The organism is Marinicauda algicola (assembly GCF_017161425.1).
Classification (GTDB): Bacteria; Pseudomonadota; Alphaproteobacteria; order Caulobacterales; family Maricaulaceae; genus Marinicauda; species Marinicauda algicola.
Genome location: NZ_CP071057.1, coordinates 2,878,308 through 2,899,444, shown reverse-complemented (window position 1 = coordinate 2,899,444; position 21,137 = coordinate 2,878,308). Strand labels below are relative to the sequence as shown.

At 68.1% G+C, this 21,137-nt stretch carries 15 protein-coding genes; 10 read left to right on the top strand and 5 right to left on the bottom strand.

Annotated elements, in window-relative coordinates; all coding sequences use genetic code 11:
* Positions 1–40 precede the first annotated feature (40 nt).
* Positions 41–1,990 carry an aconitate hydratase gene (locus JW792_RS14430; protein WP_135995101.1) on the bottom strand — a complete coding sequence of 650 codons (1,950 nt, stop codon included), beginning with the start codon at positions 1,988–1,990 and terminating at the stop codon, positions 41–43.
* A 3-nt stretch (positions 1,991–1,993) separates the two neighbouring features.
* A complete protein-coding gene (locus JW792_RS14425; RefSeq protein ID WP_135995102.1) occupies positions 1,994–3,349 on the bottom strand; it encodes an OmpP1/FadL family transporter in 1,356 nt (451 codons plus the stop codon).
* 184 nt (positions 3,350–3,533) lie between these two features.
* On the opposite strand from JW792_RS14425, the gene JW792_RS14420 reads away from it, so the two are divergent.
* The 4 genes from JW792_RS14420 to JW792_RS14405 are packed head-to-tail and all read left to right on the top strand — an operon-like array spanning position 3,534 to position 11,075.
* Complete coding sequence (locus tag JW792_RS14420; protein WP_135995103.1) at positions 3,534–5,780, top strand: acyl-CoA dehydrogenase; 2,247 nt, start codon at positions 3,534–3,536, stop codon at positions 5,778–5,780.
* Complete coding sequence (locus JW792_RS14415; RefSeq protein WP_135995278.1) at positions 5,744–7,051, top strand: acetyl-CoA C-acetyltransferase; 1,308 nt, start codon at positions 5,744–5,746, stop codon at positions 7,049–7,051. Before JW792_RS14420 ends, JW792_RS14415 begins: the two co-directional genes overlap by 37 nt.
* A gap of 11 nt (positions 7,052–7,062) precedes the next feature.
* The gene (locus tag JW792_RS14410) at positions 7,063–9,117 is read left to right on the top strand and encodes a 3-hydroxyacyl-CoA dehydrogenase NAD-binding domain-containing protein (RefSeq protein ID WP_158291555.1); all 2,055 of its coding nucleotides are present in this window, start codon (positions 7,063–7,065) and stop codon (positions 9,115–9,117) included.
* Positions 9,114–11,075: an acetyl-CoA hydrolase/transferase C-terminal domain-containing protein gene (locus tag JW792_RS14405; RefSeq protein WP_135995105.1), complete on the top strand. Its 1,962-nt coding sequence runs from the start codon at positions 9,114–9,116 to the stop codon at positions 11,073–11,075. The genes JW792_RS14410 and JW792_RS14405 overlap by 4 nt, the downstream gene beginning before the upstream one ends.
* A gap of 66 nt (positions 11,076–11,141) precedes the next feature.
* On the opposite strand, the gene JW792_RS14400 is transcribed toward JW792_RS14405, so the two are convergent.
* Genes JW792_RS14400 through JW792_RS14390 form a run of 3 tightly spaced genes read right to left on the bottom strand, consistent with a single transcriptional unit; the run spans position 11,142 to position 14,768 of the window.
* On the bottom strand, positions 11,142–13,169 hold the full coding sequence (locus JW792_RS14400; protein ID WP_135995106.1) for a CocE/NonD family hydrolase: 2,028 nt from the start codon (positions 13,167–13,169) through the stop codon (positions 11,142–11,144).
* Positions 13,166–14,497: an ATP-grasp domain-containing protein gene (locus JW792_RS14395; RefSeq protein WP_158291556.1), complete on the bottom strand. Its 1,332-nt coding sequence runs from the start codon at positions 14,495–14,497 to the stop codon at positions 13,166–13,168. The genes JW792_RS14400 and JW792_RS14395 overlap by 4 nt, the downstream gene beginning before the upstream one ends.
* Before the next feature lie 46 nt (positions 14,498–14,543).
* A complete protein-coding gene (locus tag JW792_RS14390) occupies positions 14,544–14,768 on the bottom strand; it encodes a hypothetical protein (protein ID WP_135995108.1) in 225 nt (74 codons plus the stop codon).
* 263 nt (positions 14,769–15,031) lie between these two features.
* Here JW792_RS14390 and JW792_RS14385 point away from each other — a divergent pair, with 263 nt between their 5' ends.
* From JW792_RS14385 to JW792_RS14360, 6 genes are all read left to right on the top strand, one after another.
* Positions 15,032–17,017: a protein-L-isoaspartate(D-aspartate) O-methyltransferase gene (locus JW792_RS14385; protein WP_206340825.1), complete on the top strand. Its 1,986-nt coding sequence runs from the start codon at positions 15,032–15,034 to the stop codon at positions 17,015–17,017.
* A 185-nt stretch (positions 17,018–17,202) separates the two neighbouring features.
* Positions 17,203–17,670: a hypothetical protein gene (locus JW792_RS14380; RefSeq protein ID WP_135995109.1), complete on the top strand. Its 468-nt coding sequence runs from the start codon at positions 17,203–17,205 to the stop codon at positions 17,668–17,670.
* Positions 17,671–17,696: 26 nt separating this feature from the next.
* Positions 17,697–18,161, top strand: coding sequence for a hypothetical protein (locus JW792_RS14375; RefSeq protein ID WP_135995110.1), 465 nt, complete (start codon positions 17,697–17,699; stop codon positions 18,159–18,161).
* 82 nt (positions 18,162–18,243) lie between these two features.
* On the top strand, positions 18,244–19,323 hold the full coding sequence (locus tag JW792_RS14370) for a radical SAM protein (protein WP_135995111.1): 1,080 nt from the start codon (positions 18,244–18,246) through the stop codon (positions 19,321–19,323).
* A complete protein-coding gene (locus tag JW792_RS14365; protein WP_135995112.1) occupies positions 19,323–20,384 on the top strand; it encodes a radical SAM protein in 1,062 nt (353 codons plus the stop codon). Before JW792_RS14370 ends, JW792_RS14365 begins: the two co-directional genes overlap by 1 nt.
* Complete coding sequence (locus tag JW792_RS14360) at positions 20,381–21,085, top strand: iron-containing redox enzyme family protein (protein WP_158291557.1); 705 nt, start codon at positions 20,381–20,383, stop codon at positions 21,083–21,085. The genes JW792_RS14365 and JW792_RS14360 overlap by 4 nt, the downstream gene beginning before the upstream one ends.
* Positions 21,086–21,137: the final 52 nt, after the last annotated feature.

Below are 21,137 nucleotides of genomic sequence, written 5' to 3'. Positions count from 1 at the left end.
CGCCGCGGCGCGGGCGTTCCGGCAGGGCGGGCGCCGCCGTCTACAGCCGGTGCTCGCTCAGATAATTGATGGCGCCGCCCGCCTTCAGGATGTCGCGCTCGCGCGCGGAGAGTTCGACCCGGCATGCGATCGTCCGGTCGCCGGCCGCGATCTCGAGCCGGTCCCGCTGCGAGACCGCCTGCTTCAGCCCTTCCAGGCAGACTTCGTCGCCGGTCTCGATCCGGTCGTAATCCTCCTTGTCCTCGAACAGGAGCGGGACGACGCCGAAATTGATCAGGTTCTGGCGGTGGATGCGGGCAAACGACCTGGCCACGACCGCGCGCAGGCCGAGATGGCGCGGGGCGAGTGCGGCATGCTCGCGGCTCGAGCCCTGGCCGTAATTCTCGCCGCCGACGACGAGATGGCCGTCGAATTTTCCTCCCAGTCCGCGGGCCCGTTCCGGATAGCTTTCGTCGACCCCGGAAAAGCTGAACTGCGAGATCGCCTCGATATTGCTGCGGAAGGGCAGCACGTCCGTGCCGCCGGGCAGGATCTCGTCGGTGGAGATGTCGTCACCGGCCTTCAGCAGGGCGCAGAGCGTCAGCGTGTCGGGCAGCGGCTCGAGATCGGGCATGTCGCCGACATTGGGCCCCTTTTCGAGCTCGACCCGTTTCGCCTCCTCCTCGGAGAGCGGCGGCTGGAGAAGATCGTCATTGCGGACCGGATCGCCGGGTTCGAAGACCTCGGGATAGTCCATGGCGAGATCGCGCGGGTCGGTGATCTCGCCCTTCAGCGCCGAGGCGGTGGCCGTTTCCGGGGAGCAGAGGAAGACGCAGTCCTCCTTCGTGCCGGAGCGGCCGGGAAAGTTTCTCGGCACGGTGCGCAGCGAGTTCTTTCCGCTCGCCGGGGCCTGGCCCATGCCGATGCAGCCATTGCAGCCGGTCTGGTGCAGGCGCGCGCCGGCATGGATCAGCGCGGCGAGCCGGCTGTCGCGGATGAGCGTTTCCAGGACCTGGCGCGAGGCCGGGTTGATGTCGAAGCTGACGCCCGGGGCGATGCGCCTGTCCCGGACCATCTCCGCGGCGATGGCGAGATCGCGATAGCCCGGGTTGGCCGAGGAGCCGAGATAGGCCTGGTAGAGCCCCTGCCCGGCGACCTCGCCGACCTCGACCACATTGCCGGGGCTGACCGGCCTGGCGATGAGGGGGACGAGCCGTGACAGGTCGATCTCGTCCGTCCCGTCATAGTCCGCACCCTCGTCCGCGCGCCATTCGGTGTAATCGTCCTCCCGGCCCTGGATCTTCAGGAAATCGCGCACCCTGTCGTCGGCGGGAAACACGCTTGAGGTCGCGCCGAGCTCGGTGCCCATGTTGGCGATGACGTGGCGGTCCATCGCCGAAAGCCCCGACAGGCCCGGACCGTGATATTCCACGACCTTGCCGATCATGCCGCGCACACCGTGGCGGCGCAGCATTTCCAGGATCACGTCCTTGGCGCTGACCCAGTCGGGCAGCGCGCCGGTGAGCCTGACGCCGAACACTTCCGGCATGCGCACGCGGAACGGCTCGCCGGCCATCGCCGCGGCGACGTCCACCCCGCCCGCTCCGATCGCCAGCATGCCGAGCGCGCCGGCGGCCGGGGTGTGGCTGTCCGAGCCGAGCATGGTCTTTCCCGGCCTGCCGAAATACTCCATGTGGACCGGGTGGCTGACCCCGTTCCCCGGGCGCGAATACCACAGCCCGAAGCGCTCGCAGGCACTCTTCAGGAAGAGATGATCGTCCGGGTTCTTGTTGTCGGCCTGGATCAGATTGTGGTCGACATACTGGACCGAGACCTCGGTCCGGACCCGGTCCAGCTCCATGGCTTCCAGCGCCAGCATGACCAGCGTGCCGGTCGCATCCTGGGTCAGGGTCTGGTCGATGCCGATCGCGATCGGCTCGCCCGGCCGCATCTCGCCGTCCTCGAGATGGGCCTTGATGAGCTTTTGCGTGAGATTCTGTGCCTCCGCCATGGCTCAGCGCCGCCAGTTGATGGCGATGCCGACGATGTCGGCGGCATTGTCGAACGCGCCCGTCAGCCGGCTGCCGGCATCGCCGACATTGCCCGTCGGCGCGTCGTCGAAGAAGAGATGCTGGTAGGCCGCGTCTACGGTGACGTTCTCCTCCGGGCTCCAGGACAGGCCGAAGGCGAGCACGATCCGGTCGGAGTCCGGGATACGCGGGGTGCGGAAGTCCTCCTGCGCCGGGCTTTCGTCGTAGGCGAGGCCGGCGCGCACGGTGAGATCGCTCCAGCCGCGATACTCCGCCCCGACGCCATAGCGCCACGTGTCCTGGTAATCGAGCGTCTCCACGCTTCGCGGCTGGGCCGGGTTCTCGAAGGAGACGTTGAGCGCTTCGACATTGCCGTCCCAGCCGGTCCAGCTCGCATCGGCCATGAAGCTGAGCCGCGCATTCCAGTCATGGCGCACGCTGATCGAGGCCGAGGCGGGCAGATCGAGCGGAGCGGAGGCCCCGGTGTCGGCGAAGGCCGGCGCCAGCAGGGCATCGAGCGGCATCGGCACGGTGAAGTCCGCGCTGCCCTCGATATCGTGGGACACTTCGGAGCGGTAGGACAGCCCGACGCGCGTCGCCGGGGTGAGATCGACCAGCGCCCCCGCATTCCAGCCCCAGGACCAGTCGTCGCCCTCGAGTTCGACCGTGCCGTCCGCGCCCTGGGGGGTCGCGCCGAAGGAGGCGCAGGTGCCGGGCGGGGTGACGGGCTCGATCTCGGCCAGGCACACCGAGCCGAAATCGACGCGGTTGGTCAGCTTCACGTCGGCATACTGGGCACTGATACCCGCGCCGAGGGCGAGCCAGTCATTGACCTCGACGCCGATCGACGGGTTGATGTCGGCGGTGACGAGGTTGGATTCCACCGCCTGGTAACGGCCCTTCCAGTCTCCGGTATAGTCGGTGGCCAGGCCGAACGGCGCCGACACCCCGAGGCCGAGCCAGACGCGCCCGTCCATCATCGGCATCGCCGCGTACAGATTGGGCACGAGCGTGTCCTGGAACGCATCGCCACCGTCCCCGCCGCCGAGCGGATTGCCGAAGGCGTCGCTTCCCGAGCCGGAGAACTCGCCGCGCCCGGTGATGTAATGGATCCCGCCATTGATCTGGGCGCGCTCGAGCTTGGTCATGCCGGCGGGGTTGGAGAAGATCGTCGTCGCATCCGCGGCGAGCGCGGCATAGCCCGCATTGGCGAGACCGAGATCGCGCGCCGAGTATTCGGCGAGCTTGAAGCCGCTGGCCTGGGTGGGTGCTGCGAGCCCGGCGGCCAGCAGCGCCGCGGCCGGGGCGGCGAGCGAAGAGCGAGAGGGACGAAGGGGCATGGCGAAGCTCGGCGTTCGGCTTGAAGGATTCCGAATGGAAGATCAGGGCGGAAACCCGCCCGGACGCCGCGCCGTTCCACGCCGGCCTGCAATGTGAAGGCGCGGCGAGGCGACGCAGGAACCGGCCCGGCGCACGCCGTGTTAGTTCGAAGAGCAAGCTTCACGCGGGAGGTGCGACCCTTTCATGCCCGAATGGCGCCGAAACCTGATCAGCAAGCCGGTGATGGACTGGTATGCCGGCCTGCTCCCCGACATGTCCGACACCGAGGCCCAGGCCATCGAGGCCGGCACGGTATGGTGGGACCGCGAGATCCTGTCGGGCAAGCCGGACTGGGACTATCTCATCGGGCTGGAGACCGGGACGCTCACCGATGAGGAGCGCGCCTTCATCGACGGGCCGGTGCAGAAGCTGTGCGCCATGCTCGACGACTGGCAGATCGAGCACGAGGAGCGCGACCTGCCCGAGGAGGTCTGGGATTACATGATCTCCGAAGGCTTCTTCGCGATGATCATCCCGGCCGAATATGGCGGGAAGGGCTTCTCCGCCTACGCCCATTCCGAAGTCGTGCGCACGATCGGCACACGCTCGATCACCGCGGCGGTCACCGTCATGGTCCCCAACTCGCTCGGGCCCGGCGAGCTTCTCATGCTCTACGGCACCGACGAGCAGAAGGACCACTACCTGCCGCGCCTGGCGAGCGGGAAGGAGATTCCCTGCTTCGCCCTGACCGGCGTGGAGGCCGGATCGGACGCCTCGGCGATGAGCGATTACGCCATCGTCGTCGAGCGCGAGATCGACGGGGAGAAGACGCTCGGCATCGAGATCACCTGCAACAAGCGCTACATCACGCTCGCCCCCGTCGCGACCATCGCGGGACTGGCCTTCAAGCTGTTCGATCCCGATCGCCTGCTCGGCGAGGAGGAAGAACTCGGCATCACGGTCGCGCTCGTGCCGACCGACAGCGAGGGCCTGGACACCGGCCGGCGCCACCTGCCCTCCGGGCTCGCCTTCCAGAACGGGCCGGTGCGCGGCAAGGACGTGTTCGTGCCGATCGGCCAGATCCTCGGCGGGCGCGAGCAGATCGGCCAGGGCTGGAAGATGCTGATGGGCGCGCTCGCGGCGGGCCGGGGCATTTCCCTGCCCTCGATGAGCTGCGCCGGCGCGGCGGTCGCGGCCCATTCCTCCGGGGCCTATGCGCGCATCCGCGAACAGTTCGGCCGTCCGATCGGCGAGTTCGAAGGGGTCAAGGAGCCGCTCGCACGCATCGCCGCCTCCACCTATCTGCTCGACGGGGCCCGGCTTCTGACCACGGCCGGGATCGACGAGGGCGAGAAACCCGCCGTCGTCTCGGCGATCATGAAGTACCACGCCACCGAGCGCCTGCGCTCCGCGATCAACGACGCCATGGACATCCATGGCGGCAAGGCGATCTGCGAGGGCCCGAGGAACCATCTGGCCACCGCCTACAAGTCGATTCCCGTCGCCATCACGGTGGAGGGCGCGAACATCCTCACCCGCAGCCTCATCGTGTTCGGCCAGGGGGCCATCCGCTGCCATCCCTATCTGCTGAAGGAGATGAAGGCGGTCGCCAATCCGGACAAGGACGAGGGCCTGAAGCAGTTCGACGAGGCGCTGTTCGGCCATCTCGCCCACGACGTGAAGATCTTCGCGCGCAGCTTCGTGCACGGCCTCACCTTCGGGCGGTTCACCGAGACGCCGGAAAAAGCGGGCGAGCTGGGGAAATACTATCGCGAGCTGTCCCATGCGAGCCTCAGGCTCGCCGTGATATCCGAGCTCGCCCTCGCCGTGATGGGCGGGGCTCTGAAGAAGAAGGAATCCCTCTCCGCGCGGCTCGGCGACGTGCTGGCGGAGATCTACCTCCTGTCCGGCGCGATCAAGCGCTACGAGAGCGAGGGCCGGCAGGAGGCCGACCGGGCGCTGCTCGACTGGTGCTTCGCCGACGGGCTGTATCGCATCCAGCAGCGCCTGCAGTCGGTAATGCGCCACTTCCCGGGCCTGCACTGGCGCATGCTGCTCTCGGCGATCCTCTCGCCGGTCGGCATGCACCGGCGTCCGCCCTCGGACGATCTCACCCACGAGGTCGCGGACCTGATCCTGAAACCGTGCGGGACGCGCGAACGCCTGACGCGCGGCGTCTATGTGGGCGAGGGCGAGGCCCCGCTCGCGGTCATGGAGCGCGCGCTCGCGGCCATCGTCCGGCGCGACGCGCTGCTGGAGAAGGTCCGCAAGTCCGGCGTCTCTCTGGACAATGCGGTCGAGAACGGCGTGCTCAGCGCCGCCGAGCGCGCCGAGATCGACGAGGCCGAAGAGACGATCCGCGCCGTGCTCGTCGTCGACGATTTCGAACCCGAAGAGCTCAAGGGAGCCACGCTATCGCCCAGCGCACGCAATCGAAAGGACGCCGCGTAGTCGTCATAGACGGCGCGCGCACCCCCTTCCTCAAGGCCCGCGGCAGGCCGGGCCCGTTCTCGCCCGTCGATCTCGCCGTGGCGGCCGGCCAGGCGCTGCGCCTGCGCCAGCCGGACGCGATGGACGCGGTCGGGGAGGTGATCCTGGGCTGCGGCGCGCCGACCTCGGAGGCGCCGAACACGGCCCGTGTCGCCGCCCTGCGCATGGGTATGGGCGAGGACGTGCCGGCATTCTCCGTGCAAAGAAATTGCGGTTCGGGCATGCAGTCGATCGACACCGGGTACAAGTACATCGCGGACGGGCGCGCGCAGGTGATCCTTGCCGGCGGGACCGACGCGCTGTCCCACGCCCCGCTCGAGCTCAAGCGCGAGACGGCGAAATGGCTCGCCGAGCTGCGCAGCGCGAAGTCCGCGCAGGAGCGGGTCAAGGCCGCCGCCGAGTTCCGCCCGCGCATGGCCGAGCCGGTGATCAGCCTGGAGAAGGGCCTGACCGACGACCTGGTGGGGCTCGGCATGGGCGAGACCGCCGAGGTGCTCGCCCACGAGTGGGACATCTCGCGCGAGGCGGCCGACACCTATGCGCTGGGCAGCCACAAGCGGCTCGCCCGTGCGCAGGAGGAGGGCTGGCTCGATCGCGAGGTCGTCACGCTCTTCTCGCCCGACGGGGAAGCCTTCGATCACGACGACGGCGTGCGGCCCGAGACCACGATGGACAAGCTGAGGAAGCTCGATCCCGCCTTCGAGCCGCCCTACGGTCAGGTCACGCCCGGCAATTCCTCCCAGGTCACCGACGGCGCCGCCTGGGTGATCCTCGCCAGCGAGGAGGCCGCCGAGAAGCTCGGCGCCGAGCCGCTCGGCATGATCGAGGACAGCGAATGGGCCGCGCTCGATCCCACGCGCATGGGGCTCGGCCCGGTGCTCGCCGCGACGCCCCTGCTCCAGCGCCACGGACTCGATCTCGGCGATCTCGACCTGTGGGAGATCAACGAGGCCTTCGCCGCTCAGGTGCTGGCCTGCCTCGCGGCCTGGCAGGACGAGGATTTCTGCAAGGACCGGCTCGGCCTCGATGCGGCGCACGGGGAGATCGAGCGCGGCAAGCTGAATGTCGATGGTGGGGCGATCAGCCTCGGCCACCCGGTCGGGGCGAGCGGCACGCGCATCGTGCTGCACGCCCTCAACGCCCTGAAACGCACCGGCGGCAAGCGCGCCATCGCCACCGAATGCATCGGCGGCGGCCAGGGCGGCGCCATGCTCGTCTCCTCGCTGCAATAGGACGCTCACCAATGGCCGATATCTGGACAGTCGACCGCGACGGGGAAGGCATCGCCTGGGTGTGCATCGACGTGCCCGGCAAGGGCGCGAACACGCTCGACCGCGCCGTGCTCGACGGCTTCGAGACGGTGATCGAGGGCTTCGAGAAGAACCCGCCGAACGGCATCGTGCTCCATTCGGGCAAGGCGTCCGGCTTCATCGCCGGCGCCGACATCCATGCGCTCGGCGAGCTTGAGGAGGACGATCTTCGCGGCCTCCTGGAGGACGCAAAGGCCCTGCTCGACCGGTTCGAGGAACTCTCCTGCCCGAGCGTGGCCATGATCCACGGCCATTGCCTCGGCGGCGGGCTGGAGATCGCGCTCGCCTGCGACCGGCGCGTGGCGCGCGAGGACACCGAGGCCGGCCAGCCCGAGGTCAGGCTCGGCCTCATTCCGGGACTGGGAGGGACCTACCGCCTGCCCCGCCTCGTCGGCACGGCGGAGGGCATGAAGCTCATCCTCACCGGGAAATCCGTGGATGCGTACAAGGGCGAACGGCTCGGCCTGTTCGACGAGGTCACGCAGGCACGCCACCTGCGCAGGGCCGCACGGGCCGCCCTGAAGAAGGGCAAGCCCGAACGCACGGGGTTCAAGGCGCTGCGCGAGGAGGCGATGGACACCCGCCCGGCCCGCGTCCTGATGGCGCGCCAGATGCGCCGCAAGACCGCCGGGAAGGTCGACAGGCGCCACTACCCGGCGCCCTTCCGCCTGATCGAGGCCTTCGAGGATCACGGCATCGGCCGCGACCTCATGGAGGCGGAGACCGACCTCTTCGTCGAGCTCGCCCGGACCGGAGCCTCGCGGAATCTGCGCCGCGTCTTCGCCCTGCGCGAAAAGATGAAGCACGCCGCCGAGCTCGATGCGGACAAGCTGGGGATCTCCCATGTCCACGTGCTCGGCGCCGGCGCCATGGGCGGAGAGATCGCGGCCTGGGCGGCGCTGAAGGGCTTCGAGGTCTCGCTGACCGACATCGAGGCGGACATCCTCGCCGAAGCCGTGCGCGACGCGCACCGCCTGTTCGAACGCAAGCCGGGCGAGCGCGCCTCGCGCGGCGACCTGCGTCCGCCGCGCAACCTGCTCATCCCCGACCCCGCCGGAGACGGGGCGCGCCGGGCCGACCTCGTCATCGAGGCGGTGCCGGAGAAGATAGACCTGAAGAAGGACATCCTCTCCGAACTCGAGCCCAAGCTGAAGGACACGGCGCTCATCGCCACCAACACCTCCAGCCTGAAGCTGAAGGACATGGCCGGCGCGCTGAAGAAGCCGGGCCGGCTGGTGGGGCTGCATTTCTTCAACCCCGTCCGCAAGATGCCGCTCGTCGAGGTGGTCAGGGGCGGGCGCACGACGAAGCGGGCCATGAGCCAGGCCGCGGGCTTCGCTGCCGCGCTCGACAAGATCACCGTTCCGTGTACGGATTCTGCCGGCTTCATCGTCAACCGGGCGCTGACGCCCTACCTGCTGGAGGCCGCGCGCCTGATCGAGGAGGGCGAGACGCCCGAGGCCGTCGATGCCGCCGCCGAACGCTTCGGCATGGCTCAGGGCCCCGTCGAGGTGGCCGACCATGTCGGTCTCGACATCGCCCTGGACGTGGCCCGGCACCTGCGGACGGAGTTTCCCGAACAGATCGGCGAGATCCCGGACAATATCTCGGCACTTGTCGACACGGGCCGGCTCGGCGTCAAATCCGGCCGCGGCTTCTATACCTACGAGAACGGGGAGCCGAAGAAGGACGATATCGATGCGGACGACATGGAAAACGACCGGCTGGACCGCATGTGCGACCGCCTGATCCTGCCGATGCTGAACGCCTGCGCCGCGCTGCTGCGCGAGGGCGTGGTCTCCGATCCCGACGAGATCGACGCCGCCCTGATCTTCGGGGCCGGCTTCGCGCCCTTCCGCGGCGGACCCCTGCATTACGCGAAGGCGCGCGGGGTGTACGATATCGTCGCGGCGCTGAAATTCCTCGAGGAGGACCGCGAGGCGGACCGCTTCGCGCCCGATGACGGGTGGCAGTCCCTCGCGGCATGAGCCCGCCCTCCGGCTTCATCCCGCCCGAAGGCAATTCCCACTTCACCAGCGCCGAGGCGCTGGTCGACCAGACGATCGCGCGCGTCGGCAGGAAAGTCGTGCTCGGCCTGCCGCTCGCGCTCGGCAAGGCGAACCATCTCGCCAACGCCTTCTACCGGCGCGCCAAGGACGATCCCGGGGTCGAGCTGACGATCTTCACCGCCCTGTCGCTGGAGGTGCCCAAGGCTCCGAACAAACTCGCCGCACGCCTCCTCGACCCGATCGCGCAGCGGCTCTATGACGGCTATCCCGAGCTCGACTACGCCACCGACCGGCAGAAGGGCGCGCTGCCGGCGAACGTCACCGTGAAGGAGTTCTTCCTTCCCCCGGGCACGCTCCTGAAGAACGAGAACGCCCAGCGCAACTATGTCAGCGCGAACTACACCCATGCCGGGCGCGAGGCGATGGCGGCGGGGCTCAACGTGCTCGCCCAGATGGTCGCGCGCGAGCCGGGCGGGAAGCGCTACTCGCTCTCCTGCAATCCCGATCTCTCCCTCGATCTCGCACCCGCCCTGCGCCGCAAGGCGGCGGAAGGAACGCCGACGGCGGTGCTCGGCGAGATCAACGAGGCCCTGCCCTTCCTCGGCCGCGATGCGGCCGTGGAACGCGACTTCTTCGACGCGCTCTACGATGGCGGCACCTATACGCTGTTCCCGGCCCCCGCCCCTTCGGTCAATATCGCCGACCATGCGCTGGGCCTGCAGGCGGCAAGCCTCGTCAGGGACGGCGGAACCCTGCAGATCGGCATCGGCGCCCTCGCCGACGCGGTGAGCCACGCGATCATCCTGCGCCACGCGCACAATGCCGCCTTCCGCGAGGGCGTGGAGGCGTTGCGCCGCGCCACCGGAGGCGCGCTGATCGAGGAGATCGGCGGCCTCGAGCCCTTCGAGCAGGGCCTCTATGGCTGCAGCGAGATGGTCACCGACGGCATGCTGGTGCTGCTGGAGAAGGGCATATTGCGCCGCGGGGTCCACATGGATCTCGAGACCGAGAAGAAGGCGCTCGAGGACCCCGGCTCCGTCGAGGCGGCCGGCATCTGCCTGCACGGCGGCTTCTATCTCGGCCCCGCGGCCATGTACGAGCGCCTGCGCACGCTGTCTCCGGAGCTGCGCGAGAAGATCGCCATGACGCGGGTCACCTTCATCAACGACCTGTTCGGCGAGGAAGATCTCGCGCGCGTGCAGCGGCGCGAGGCGCGCTTCTTCAACACGGCGATGAAGGTGAACGGGCGCGGCGCGGCGATCTCCGATGCGCTGGAGGACGGGCGCGTCGTCTCGGGTGTGGGCGGGCAGTACAATTTCGCCGCCATGGCCCAGGCGCTGGAGGACGGCCGCTCCATCATCCTCCTGCGCGCCACGCGCACCTCGGACGGAAAGGCGCGCTCGAACATCGTGTGGACCGGCGGCGAGGTGACCGTGCCGCGCCATCTGCGCGACATCGTCGTGACCGAATACGGCATCGCCGACCTGCGCGGGCAGAGCGATCGCGAGGTCGCCATCCGGCTGGCGCGCATCTGCGATTCCCGCTTCCAGGGCGAGTTCCTCGCCGCGGCCAAGGCCGCCGGCAAGGTCGAGGACGACTTCGAGCTCGCCGGCGAGTTCCGCAGCAACACGCCCGAAGCGCTCGAGCAGGCGCTCGAGGCGACGCGGCGGGCCGGCCACCTGCCGCTCTACCCGCTCGGCACCGATCTCACCGAGGAGGAGCAGAAGCTCAGGCAGGCGCTCGAATGGCTGAAGGACCGCACGGCGACGAAGACCGACCGGGCCGGGACCGTCGTGCGGGCGATGCGATACTGGAAGCCGCCGAAGCGGGCCCTGCGCTTCCTGAAGCGGATGCAGCTCGCCCGCCCGGCAGGACCGGGAGAGAAGATCGAGCAGATGCTCGTCACCCTGGCGCTCGAGGAAACCCGGCGCGACTGAGGCCGGCCTCTCCATCCGTACCGCTTCACGAGGGCCGGGCCGCTGCCTGCGCGCGCGGCACGCGCGCTAGATGTGATCTCTCGGGATGGTCTCGTTCCACGACAGGCAGCACACGCGGGTCTCGCCCTCATAGGCGTCGAGTTCGGCGCGGATGTAGAAATTGTCCTCGTCCGAGGTCAGGCAGGTGTAGGTCCGCGTCTTGACGGACCAGTCGCCGCGCTCGAGCGTGCGCACCCATTGCGTCGTGCCCTTCACGCTGGTGAAGTCGCCGGTGCGCGCGGAGTAGTTTTCCTCCGCATGGGTGCCGACGGTGAGATCGATATCGTCGAAGCGCATGAGGCCCCGGTCGTCGATCACCTGAAGCTCGCTTCTCTGATCGGCGAGATCGCGGTGGACGAGCCAGCGATGCTCGCCGGGTTCGTACACGGTCTTGGCCGGACCGGGCGCGCAGACGGGCGGATCGAACTCGGCCTCGGGCGCGCCGCCGACATTCTTCGTGCGGCAGGGCAGGACGATCCGGCTCCTGGCCGAATAGACCGTCAGCTTGGTGGATTGCGGCGGCGTCCAGGCGAGCGGCCAGTACACCGTCGAGACCGAGACCCGGATGCGGTGACCCTTGGGAAAGCGCTGGGCGATGTGGTTGAGCGGCACCTCCACGCGGTAGCGCCTGCCGGGTTCGAGCGGCTCGGGATGCTGGCGGCTGTCGCGGTGCGTGAGGTTCAGCAGGCCGTAGGTCACGCGCGTGATCTGGTGATCGGGCAGGAAGTCGGACAGGCGCACGGCCACCATTGCGATCGGCCGATCGCTCTCCAGTTCCAGCTCGGCCACCGGCTGGCCGAGGATCTCGATGTCCTCCTCCAGCGGCTCGGTCTGGAAGATCAGCCCGCCGCCATCCTCCGAGCGCTGGTCGCCGGCGAGATCGGGGCCGTTGGCATAGGAGCACCATTTGCCGGCGAACAGGCCGAGCGTGACCGGCGACTGGACATCCATGCCGATCTGCGCGGTCTCGTCCTCGCCGTTCTCGATCAGGCCGCGCCCCGTCGTGAAGGTGAAGGCGCGTCGCTCGATATCGGGGCTCGGCCAGTTCTTCTCGACGACCCAGCGGCCCTTGCGGAAATCGTACTGCGGGTTGGGCGGGGCGGAATCCTGCATGTAGGCGCACAGCCGGTTCTCGCGCTCCATGCCCCGGTCCTCGCCCTTCAGCCAGTGATCCCACCAGTCGAGCAGCTCGCCGAGGAAATCGATGGCCGGGCCCGGCTTGCCGATATGGGGATAGGTATGGCCCCACGGCCCCACGAGCCCCTTTCGCGGAACGTCGAGATTCTCGATCAGGCGGAAGACCGTGTTCGTGTAACCGTCCGCCCAGCCGGACACGGCGAAGACGGGTATCTTGATGTCCTGGTAATTCTCCGCCACCGAGCCGTGGCGCCAGTAGGAGTCCCGGCGCTGGTGCTCCAGCCAGGTCTTCAGCCAGAGCCCTGATCCCTCCAGGCGCTCCAGCCACATCTCGCGCCAGCGCTCGCCCACGAGCGCGGGATCGGGCGGCATGGTGTTGTAGGAGAACATGACGCCGGCCCAGGACAGGTTGTCTCCCAGCAGCGTGCCGCCCATGTGGTGGATGTCGTCCGCATAGCGATCATCACTGGAGCAGACGGTGACGATGGCCTTGAGCGGCTCGGGCTGCATGGCCGCGATCATCAGGCCGTTGAACCCGCCCCAGCTGATGCCCATCATGCCGACATTGCCGTCGCACCAGTCCTGCCCGGCGAGCCAGTGGATCGCGGCGACCCCGTCGTCGAGCTCGCTCTGCAGGTATTCGTCGGTCAGCACGCCCTCGGATTCCCCGCTGCCGCGGATATCCAGGCGCACGCAGGCATAGCCGTGGCCGGCGAGATACTTGTGCGTGATCTCGTCGCGCTCTGTGGAGCCGAAACGCTTCCTGTACGGAATATACTCGAGGATGGCCGGCACGGGCCGGTCGCCGGAATCCTTCGGCCGCCAGATGCGCGCGGCCAGATTCAGGCCGTCAGCGACCGGGATCCAGACATTTTCCTCCTCGATGATCTCGCGGGGAAAATCGGAGAAGGTTTTCATGAACTTGCGGGCAGCGGCTTGATGTGGATGGGCAGCGAGTCCAGGACGCGGTTGTAGGCATCCTCCAGCATTTCCTCGTCATGGCCGCCGAGAAAGACGTCGGCGAGCTCGTAGGAATAGCTGTCCTGGTAGAACATGTCGGAGAGGCGCTCGTCCTTCTGGACGAGAACGTTGGCGTCGATATCGGGCAGGATGCGCTTGAGTTCCGCGATCTCGTCCGCACTCGGCACGCGCTTGACGATGCCGTCCGCCTCGAAGCTGCGCAGCATGAACTTTCCTGCCACCGCGTCCTTGCCGCGGCCCTTCGGCATGTCGGGCTCCATCCCCATCGAGAGTTCGATCGCGACCTTCTGGTGCGCCGCCCCGTCCACCATGTGGAAGAGCGGCGAGTGGGACTTGGAGATGCGCGCATTGATCTCCAGGAGATGCAGCGCGCCGCTCCCGGGATCGTGGAAGAACTCGACATTGAAGGGCGAGCCGTCGTAGCCGATGGCATCCATCATCTTCGCGGCGATGTCGCTCGCACGCGCGATCACATCATCGGGCAGATCGGCCGGGTACTGATAGCGCGAGAAGCTGGATTCGTGCTTGCCCTCGCGCAGGGACTCCACGGCACCGTAGATCCTCGTCTCGCCTTGCCAGACATAGCCTTCCAGCGTGAACTGGCGCGGCGCCGAGATTAGCTGCTCGGCCACGGCGAAATTGCCGTCAATCCCGTCGATCTCGCTGGTGTCCTCGAGATGATCGAGAAAGGCGTTGAAGGGCTCGCCGATGAGGTGGATCTTCTGCCGGCAGGCGTGCAGCGCCTCGTCGAAATCGCCATCGTCCTCGACCATGAATCCGAGCACGGACGAGTGGCCCTTCACCGGCTTCAGCCAGAACGGATAATCCGGCGCCTTGCGTTTCGAGTTTTCCGGCTCGAACGGATTGATGGCGCGGAACTCGGGCGTCTCCTCGGGAAAGATCTCCTTCTGCTTCAGCCGCGCCCAGTACTTGTGCTCCACCCTGGCGACCGCCTGCGGGCTGGCACCGGGCATGCCGTAATCGCGGCGCAGGAGCGAGACGAGCGAGGTGACGGGAAAGTCGAGATAGCCGATGATGGCGTCCGGCTTGCCGCCCTGATCGTCGATGATCGACTTCGCCCGTTCGTAGAGCTCGTCGAAATCGATGCGGCCGGAGGGCGGCTGGCAGTCCGACCATTCGAGCGTGCGCACCAGCTCCCAGGTCTGTGCGCCGGGAATCTTCTCGATCAGGGAGAGATTGTAGTCGTCGGCGCCAACGACGAAGATCTTCTTCTTCGCTTCGCCGGCGGGTGTCTCGTTGCTCATCTCGCGGTCCATGTCTGCTCGGATCGGTCGGGCGGGTGCAGGCGGGTCAGGCCCGGGCCTCGACGCCGGCCTCCTTCGCGCAATGACCCGAGCAGTAGATGCCCGTGCTGGCCTCGAGCCCGTGCCCGATGACCCGCGTGGCGCAGCGCGCGCAGCGCGGAGCCAGCTGCTCGATCGCGCACTCGAAGCAGTCATAGGTGTGGGTTTTCCCGTTCACCTTGATCTCGATCGGGGAATGATAGTCGTTGCCGCACTGTTCGCAGGTCGCCATGGCGGGCCTCCTCGGTTTGCCGCGGTCCATTCCGCGCTTCGGCCCCTCCGGCGCCGGGCCGGAAAGGCCCTTCTCTCGGTCGGCAAACCCGTGCGGGCCGGGCGCGGTTCCGTTGCGCATCATCCCCGGCGCGCGGGGCTGCGCGCGCCGGCCCTCGGAGGGAACACCGCTGCCGGTTCGCCGGTTTGTGGATCGACCGGGCGCGCGGCCGGGAGCCTCCCGGGCGGGCGCTGCCGGAGGCAATTCTGCTACGGGAGACTTCTATGGCTCAGCGCGACATGTATGCCGACGACCGCAGCGCGATGGTGACGTTCCAGCTCGCCCGGCGCGGCATCGCGATGCCCGCCGTGCTCGACGCGATGAAGCAGGTGCCGCGCGAGGAGTTCATTCCCGAGGACCTGCACGAGTTCGCCTACGAGGACTCCCCCCTCCCGATCGCGGAGGAGCAGACGATCTCCCAGCCCTATATCGTCGCGCGCATGATCGAGCTGGCGGGCCTGGAGCGCTCCGACAAGGTGCTCGAGGTCGGGGCGGGCTCGGGCTATGCGGCCGCCGTGATGGGCAAGATCGCCAACCAGGTCTACGCCATCGAGCGGCACAAGGCGCTGGCCGAGGCCGCGAAGACGGCGATCGAGAAGATCGGCTACGGCAATGTCCACATCATCCACGGCGATGGGACGAAGGGCCTGCCGGGCGAGGCGCCCTTCGACGCCATCATCGTCTCGGCGGGCGGCGACCTGCCCCCGGCCCTGAAGGAACAGGTGGCCGTCGGCGGCCGGATCATCATCCCGCTCGCCGTGAACGGCCACCAGATGCTGACCGAGATCAGGCGCCTCGACGCGGATCAGTACGAGATCACCGATCACGAGGCGGTCCGCTTCGTGCCCCTGGTCCCGGAAGAAGACCGTCCGGGCCACGTCACCCAGGGCCGCAGGACCCCGACCGCGGGCCGGCCGGGCCACATGCCGCCCGATCTGTCCGGCATCATGGCCGCGGCCGCCGAGCCGTTCGAGAGCTATGGCGATCTCGCGCGCATGGCCGAGCGCTTCGCCGACCGCAAGGTGGTCTGCCTGGGCGAATCCACCCACGGCACCAGCGAGTTCTACGCCGCGCGCGCCGCGATCACCGAACGCCTGGTGCGTGACCACGGCTTCAACATCGTCGCGGTGGAGGCCGACTGGCCGGACGCGGCGATCTACGACAAGGCGATCCGACAGAGCGCCGAGGGGCGGCGCCATGCCGAGGAGCCCTTCACCCGCTTCCCGCGCTGGATGTGGCGCAATGAAGAGACCTGGGCGATGCTCAGGAAGCTGCGCGAGATCAACCGCGGGCGCGATCCGCAACACCAGGCCGGCTTCTACGGGCTCGACGTCTATTCGCTGTGCGCCTCGATCGAGGCGGTGCTCGACTATCTCGGCGAGCACGACAGAGAGGCTGCCGAGACCGCGAAGGAGCGCTATGGCTGCCTCACCCCCTATTGCAGCGAACCGGGCAGCTATGCGCGCATGCGCATCGGCAACGGATTCCGCGGCTGCGAGGACAAGGTGGTCTCCGTCCTCACCGACCTCCTGACGCAGCGCGTGGAGAACGGCGAGGCCCTGTTCGACGCCGAGCAGAATGCGCGCATCGTCGCCGAGGCGGAGAAATACTATCGCAACCTGTATTACGGCGATGCGGACAGCTGGAATCTGCGCGACAGCCACATGTTCGACACGCTCGAACGCCTGCTGGAGCATCGCGGGCCGGACGCCAAGGCCGTGGTGTGGGCGCACAACTCCCATATCGGCGATGCGTCGAAGACCGAGATGGGCTGGGTGCGCGAGGAGCACAATATCGGCCAGCTGGTGCGCGAGAAGTACGGCCAGGACTGCGCGCTGATCGGCTTCTCCACCCACGAGGGCGAGGTCGCCGCCGCCGACGACTGGGACGGCCCCATGAAGATCAAGACCGTCCGGCCGGCACTGGAGAACGCGCACGAGGACCATGCCTTCCGGACCGATATCGGGCGCTTCTTCCTGGATCTTGAAAGCCTCGACGGCGATCACCGCCAGATGCTGTCCGAACCCAAGCTGCAGCGCGCCATCGGCGTGATCTACCGGCCCGAGACCGAGCGCGCCTCGCACTATTTCCGCGCCAATCTCGCCGAGCAGTTCGACGCCTGGGTCTGGTTCGCCGTGACCAAGGCCGTCGACGCCAAGAGCGCGACGCCCAGGGAAGGCGAAGACGAAACCTGGCCATTCGGAGTGTAATCAACTCTTAGAAAAGCATGATTATAAAGACAGCCGGAATGCGATCCGGGTGGCTTTGCGCGCGTAAAATCAGAGCAGGCAAATACTATTAGTCGTTTTCGTGTTCGATATAAAATCACCCTTCTCTTTACGTTTACACGAGTTCATGTTCTCCTGTGCCCGTGGCAGAATGGGAGACGCACGAAATGACAACCACTCTACAACCCAATTCATCGAATCCGGTTGTCGCAAAGCGCAGCCTAAAGAGCGCGACGGCCAAGTTCGCGACGGTGATGGCCGTGTTCGGCCTCGCCGGCACGGGCCTTTCCGCGCAAGCGCAGGCGCCGGGGGAGCGCACCTACGAACCGGTGCAGATGCAGCGGCCGCAGGTCCAGCAACTCGAGCGCCATCAGGTCACGAATCCGGACAACATGATGCGGCAGCAAGGCGTCTCCGAGGCGTTCCTCGCGCTCTTTGATGCCGCTCTCGAGACCGGGGATTCGCGTGCCGCGCTGGAGCGGGTCCGCGGGCTGGAGCTGACCGCGGAACAGCGCGAGGCCTTTCTCAGCATAGATCGCGAGGAATGGGCGATGCTGCGCGATGTCCGCCGCCGGCTCCGGCCGATGGAGCGCGCTGCCGACTGCACCGGAACGTGCGGCGGATTCATCTACTGAAAGTCGCAGAAGGAAAGGGAAATCCCATGACGACTGCACCGCAACACCGCACCCTGCCGGCAAGTCCCGTCGTGGCCAAGCGCGACCTGAAGAGCGCGACGGCCAAGTTCGCCACGATCCTCGCTGCCTTCGGGCTGGCCGGCTCCGGACTGGCTGCCTCCGGCGCGCAGGACTATCAGAGACCGGAACTTCGGACGGAGGACCTCCAGGTCCGCACCGACGAGCTGCGCAACCGCGCCGTGATGCCGGGCGACAATGTCTCGGCGGTATCGCCGCAGCTGCGCCGGCTGCTCGACACCGCGATCGAGACCGGCAGCGCGCGCGAAGCCCTGGAACGCGCCGGAGATGTGGAACTCACGGGCGAGCAGCGTGAAGCACTCCTCAGCGTAAGTGAACGCGAGTGGGCGGCGCTGCGCGAGGTGCGCGGCCGGCTCCAGCCCCTGCAGCCGCTGGCGGACTGCCATGGCAGTTGCGGCGGCTTCATCTACTGACCGCACTCGAGCGACAGACCCGGGGAGGGGGTGCGCCCGGGCGCGCTCCCTCCTCCCGAGCTGACCGGGGAGGCTGAGCCTCATGCCGCAGATCCGGCCCGATCCCGACCGGTATTTCCACCTCTTCCATCGCTCGCTCGGCATCCACATGACGATGCAGTGCCCCCTCGAATGCGCGCACTGTTCGGTCAGCAGCGGCCCGAAGCGAGGCGAGCGCGTGGACAGCGAACTCCTGCTGCGCCGGCTCGAGGAGATCGGCCGCGAGGGCCATGTGAGACGGCTGAGCCTGTCGGGCGGCGAGCCCTTCCTGATGCGCCCGCTCCTGCGCGCGATCGCGGCATGGGCGCAGCGCTACGGCGTGGCGCTCTACATCAACACCGCAGGTCATTTCGCCCGCTCGCGCGAGCGGGCCCTGGACTGGCTCGGCGACATCGAGGGCGAGATCACGATCGCCATCAGTGCCGACCGCTACCATCTGCCCTTCGTCGACATGGCGAACATCCGCCATCTCGCCGAGGCCGCCTTCGAACGCGAGTTCGGCGTCGCGCTCGTGATCCGGGTGCACGAAGGCGAGGACGATGCGTTCCTGGCCGAACTTCGCGAATGCCTTGGAGAGCGCGTCTGGAGGCGCGCCAAGCTGGATATCGCACCCGTTGTCTATGCCGGCCGCGGCGCCAGTCTTCCCGGTGCACCCCAAGCCGCGGAGACGCCGCTGGAGGAGATCGCCGACACGCCGTGCCAGGTGGCCGACCAGCCCGTGGCCGATACCGACGGCAAGGTCTATGCCTGCTGCAATACCGAGGCCGGCCGGCGCGTGCCGGCCCTGGTGCTTGGCGATCTCGTCCGCGAAGGCCTGCCTGAGATGACGCGGCGCGCCGACGGGGATGTCCTGCTTCAGGCTATCCGCACCTGGGGGCCGAGACAGCTGGCCCGCCTGCTGCAAGCGGACGGACTCGCGGGCCGCCTGACGGGCCGCTACCGCGACCGCTCGATCTGCAATCTGTGTGAGGACATCCTGGGAGATCCGGCGCTCAACGCCCATCTGCGCAAGCGTCTGAAGACGGGGGCGCTGCGCGACGAACTCGAGGCCGGCCGCCTGCTCCGGCGCGGCGAGATCTTTCCGCCCGGCCCTGTCCGGGCCGAGACGGAGCCGGCCCGGTGATGATCGATCCCGATACGCTCCATCTCCATTTCGCCCGCTGTGTCATAGTACAGGTGACGGCGACCTGCCCGCTCGCCTGCGCGCACTGCATCGTCTCCTCCTCGCCGGAGCGGCGCGAGGAACTTGACACCCCGGCCCTGCTGGGCCTGATCGGCGAGATCGCCGCGAGCGGGCGTACCGCCATGGTGGTTCTCAGTGGCGGAGAGCCCTTTCTCAAGCTCGACCGGCTGGCCGCGGCGCTGGAGCGCATCGCGGAGCTGGGCATGAGTGCCGGCGTCGTGACGAGCGCGCACTGGGCGGTGTCGAAGGCGCGCGCGGGCGAGATACTCGACCGGCTGCCGCGTGCAGCCCTCGCCGATTTCTGCATCAGTGCCGACCGGCACCATCTGGAATTCATGTCCCTTGAGCCGGTGCGCCACGCGCTCGAGGCCGCGCGCGACCGCGGCATCGCCTCCAGCCTCTTCGTATGCCTCGACTCCGATCGTGACGATTTCCTGCAGACTCTCCATGGTGCGCTGGGCGCGGAGCTGATGGAGCGCGTGCGCGTGCGCGTGACGCCGACCCATCGCAGCGGACGAGGCGCTCGCCATCGGGCGCTGGCCGGCGTCGGCGAGCCCGCCCGGTTCGAGGATCTGCCCGATGAGCCCTGTCACGGCCCGGCAACCCCCGCGGTGACACCGACCGGCGAGGTGATGGCCTGTTGCGGCGACACGATGTCCGATCCGCAAAACTGGCCGGCCCTGCGGCTGGGCAGAACCGGCGAGCCCGGCTTCGCGCAGCATGTGGAGCAAGCCGATAGCGACCCGCTGCTTCAGGCCCTGCGCCTGCGGGGGCCCAAGCATCTCGCACGCCTGGCCGTCGACGCCGGGGTGCTCGAGCCCGCCGGCAAGCGATTCGACCGGCGCAATATCTGCGAGGTCTGCCGCTGGGTGATGAGCGAGCCGGATGCGGTGGCCGCGGTGCGCGACGCGCTGAGCGCACCGGGATGTGCCGAAGCGTTGCAGGCCGAACGGCTGCTCGCGTTCGGCGAGGTCACTCCCGAACCGGAGCCGGCCGAATGAAGGATGCTGCGGAGACCTCGGACTTCATCGCCCGCCTGGACTGCGTGACGCGGGAGGCCCGCGCCGAGTTCGACCGGATATGGTCCATGCTGCTCGACGATGCCGATGCCAAGGCGCGCTTCCAGGGCTTCATGGTCGAGACCTACCACTATGTCCGGTTCACCTGCCCGCTGCTCGAACGCTTCGAGCGCGAGATCCGGCCGGACAACCCTTCGCTGGCCGACTACGCCGCCGGTCACCGCAAGGAGGAAGCCGGCCATGACGTCTGGATGCTCGACGACCTGGAAAGGCTCGGATTCGACCGGGCCCGGGTCTCGGCATCGCGGCCGCTTCGCGAGACCCAGGCGCTCGTCGGGGCTCAGTACTATCTCATGGAATCCGGGCGCGCGCTCGATCATCTCGGCTATATCTACGCGCTCGAATGCGACCCGCCGCGCGAGATCGAAACCCTGGCCAGGCGAGTCGACCTGCCGGTCGAGGCGCTTTCGACCTATGCCGCCCATGGCGAGCTCGATGCCGGTCATGGCGCCGAACTCCGGGCGGTCATCGACGACCAGGTGCGTCGCGCACGCGATCAGGCCGGCGTCATTGCCAATGCGCGCGAGACCCTGGAATTCATGAGCGAACTCGTGCTCGCCCTCACCGTCGAGCCCGCCGGCGAGCTGTCCGGCAGACTCTCGGCGCTCGCGAGGACTGGGTGACCCGGGAACCATTCCCTCGCCCCCCGGCTTTGTCCGTTTGATTGCGGGGCAG

Bases quoted from the DNA above. Each gene is read 5' to 3' on its own strand.
- JW792_RS14430 (WP_135995101.1), bottom strand. From the start codon at position 1,990: ATGGCGGAGGCACAGAATCTCACGCAAAAGCTCATCAAGGCCCATCTC.
- JW792_RS14425 (WP_135995102.1), bottom strand. From the start codon at position 3,349: ATGCCCCTTCGTCCCTCTCGCTCTTCGCTCGCCGCCCCGGCCGCGGCG.
- JW792_RS14420 (WP_135995103.1), top strand. From the start codon at position 3,534: ATGCCCGAATGGCGCCGAAACCTGATCAGCAAGCCGGTGATGGACTGG.
- JW792_RS14410 (WP_158291555.1), top strand. From the start codon at position 7,063: ATGGCCGATATCTGGACAGTCGACCGCGACGGGGAAGGCATCGCCTGG.
- JW792_RS14405 (WP_135995105.1), top strand. From the start codon at position 9,114: ATGAGCCCGCCCTCCGGCTTCATCCCGCCCGAAGGCAATTCCCACTTC.
- JW792_RS14400 (WP_135995106.1), bottom strand. From the start codon at position 13,169: ATGAAAACCTTCTCCGATTTTCCCCGCGAGATCATCGAGGAGGAAAAT.
- JW792_RS14395 (WP_158291556.1), bottom strand. From the start codon at position 14,497: ATGAGCAACGAGACACCCGCCGGCGAAGCGAAGAAGAAGATCTTCGTC.
- JW792_RS14390 (WP_135995108.1), bottom strand. From the start codon at position 14,768: ATGGCGACCTGCGAACAGTGCGGCAACGACTATCATTCCCCGATCGAG.
- JW792_RS14385 (WP_206340825.1), top strand. From the start codon at position 15,032: ATGGCTCAGCGCGACATGTATGCCGACGACCGCAGCGCGATGGTGACG.
- JW792_RS14380 (WP_135995109.1), top strand. From the start codon at position 17,203: ATGACAACCACTCTACAACCCAATTCATCGAATCCGGTTGTCGCAAAG.
- JW792_RS14375 (WP_135995110.1), top strand. From the start codon at position 17,697: ATGACGACTGCACCGCAACACCGCACCCTGCCGGCAAGTCCCGTCGTG.
- JW792_RS14370 (WP_135995111.1), top strand. From the start codon at position 18,244: ATGCCGCAGATCCGGCCCGATCCCGACCGGTATTTCCACCTCTTCCAT.
- JW792_RS14365 (WP_135995112.1), top strand. From the start codon at position 19,323: ATGATCGATCCCGATACGCTCCATCTCCATTTCGCCCGCTGTGTCATA.
- JW792_RS14360 (WP_158291557.1), top strand. From the start codon at position 20,381: ATGAAGGATGCTGCGGAGACCTCGGACTTCATCGCCCGCCTGGACTGC.